Here is a 1,886-nt window from a genome sequence, read left to right as displayed (position 1 = left end):
GGCCTGTTCGTCGCTGGCGCGTACYGATGACGGTGCGCTGCTGCTGGGCTACGCCGATGGCACCCTGCGCCGCCTGCACGGCGGCACGGTCAACACCTTCGGCGCCGCCGAAGGACTGTCGGCAGGCCCGGTAACCGCGTTGCTGCAGCACAAGGATCTGCTGCTGGTCGCCGGCGAGGCCGGCCTGGCCGCGCGTTTCGGCAACGGCCGCTTCCTGCCGGTGCGCACCGACATGGCCGGCGTGCTGGAAGGCATCACCGGCATGGTCGCCGATGCGAACGGGCTGCTATGGCTCAACGGCAGCCGCGGCCTGGTGCGGCTGCAGGTTGCCACCCTGCGCAGCGCACTGCGCAACGACCAGGCGATAGCCCCCCGCCTGTTCGACGCGGTTGACGGCATGCCGGGCATCGCCCTGCAGAGCGGCCCCATCCCCACTGCGGTACTGGCTGCTGATGGCCTGCTGTGGCTTGCCACCAATCAAGGCCTGGCGTGGCTGGACACGCGGCAGTCGCACATCAACACCATGGCGCCTGGCGTGCGCATCGGTGACGTGCTATATGGCAGTACACAGGCCCCGTTGCAGGAGGGACTGCGCCTTCCGGCCGGCACTACCCAGCTGCAGATCGACTATGTCGCGCTGTCGCTGGCGCGGCCGGAGCGCAACCGCTATCGCTACCGACTGTCCGGCGTGGACGACGCTTGGCAGGAGGCCGGCGCGAGCACGCGCGCCTATTACACCAACCTCGCACCGGGCCATTACCGCTTCGAGGTGGAAGCAGCCAACGAAGATGGCATCTGGAGCAGCACGCCAGCCAGCCGCAGCTTCCACATCGCACCGACGTTCCTGCAGACCGCCTGGTTCAAACTGTTGTGCGTCTGCGTGGTGATGGCTGCGCTGGCGCTGGCCGTGCGGGTCCGCAGCCGGCAGCTGGCGGCATTGTTCCGCGCCCGCCTGCAGGAACGCAACGGCGAGCGCGAGCGCATTGCGCGCGATCTGCACGACACCCTGCTGCAGGGCAGCCAGGGACTCATCCTGCGCCTGCACGCCATCAGCCAGTCGGCACAGACACCAGAGCCGGTACGCACCCAGCTGGAGTCGGCGATGCTGCTGGCCGAGCGCAATCTGGCCGAAGGCCGGGAACGGGTCAACGCGCTGCGCGACGCACCGTTTGCCGGCCGCGATCTCGCCTCTGCGCTGGCCGACGTGCATGCGGAATATGCAGGCCAAGGCACCAATCCACTGCGTTTGACCATGGAAGGCACACCGCCGCCGCTGCAGGCCGAAGCCGCCGAGGAAGTGTTCCTGATCGGGCGCGAGGCCATCCGCAACGCGCTGCGGCATGCGCAGGCCAGTGCCATCGAAGTGGAACTGTCCTACGGCGCCCGCTGCTTCCTGCTGCATGTGCGCGACGATGGCGTCGGCATCGCCAATGACAACGCCGGCGGCGGACACTGGGGCATGCAGGGCATGCGCGAGCGCGCACAACGGCTGGGTGCGGAGCTGCAGTTGTGGACACGCCCCGGCCTGGGTACCGAAGTCGCGCTGTCCGTGCCGGCCCGTCGCTTGTATCACCGACGTCCACCGCGCTGGCGTTGGCCCTGGAGCAGAACCTCCCATGACTGAATCCCTTCCTCCCATCGGCGTGCTGGTGGTTGATGACCATCCGCTGTTGCGCGATGGCCTGGCCGCACTGCTCGGCGCACATGCCGACCTGCGCCTGCTCGGCGAAGCAGCCGACGGTGAGGAGGCTCTTGCCTGCTACCAGCAGCTGCGCCCGGATGTGGTGCTGATGGACCYGCAGATGCCACGCATGGATGGCGTGGAAGCGATCGTGCGGATCCGTGCGATCGATCCCCGCGCACGCATCATCGTGCTGACAACCTAC

2 protein-coding genes are annotated in these 1,886 nt (G+C 68.3%); both read left to right on the top strand.

Translation table 11 applies throughout. The features are described from left to right. Positions 1–1,624: triple tyrosine motif-containing protein (locus AB4Y84_RS20535; RefSeq protein ID WP_442250805.1), on the top strand; the 1,624-nt coding region annotated here is incomplete at its 5' end. Beyond that, positions 1,617–1,886, top strand: a 270-nt coding sequence (locus AB4Y84_RS20530; RefSeq protein ID WP_442250804.1) for a response regulator, incomplete at its 3' end; no start/stop codon positions are given. The genes AB4Y84_RS20535 and AB4Y84_RS20530, both read left to right, overlap by 8 nt.

It is taken from the genome of Stenotrophomonas sp. 2YAF22 (genome assembly GCF_052114665.1).
GTDB lineage: Bacteria > Pseudomonadota > Gammaproteobacteria > Xanthomonadales > Xanthomonadaceae > Stenotrophomonas > Stenotrophomonas indicatrix.
The sequence above is the reverse complement of the archived record's forward strand: the minus strand, read 5'-3'. Positions and strand labels throughout refer to the sequence as shown.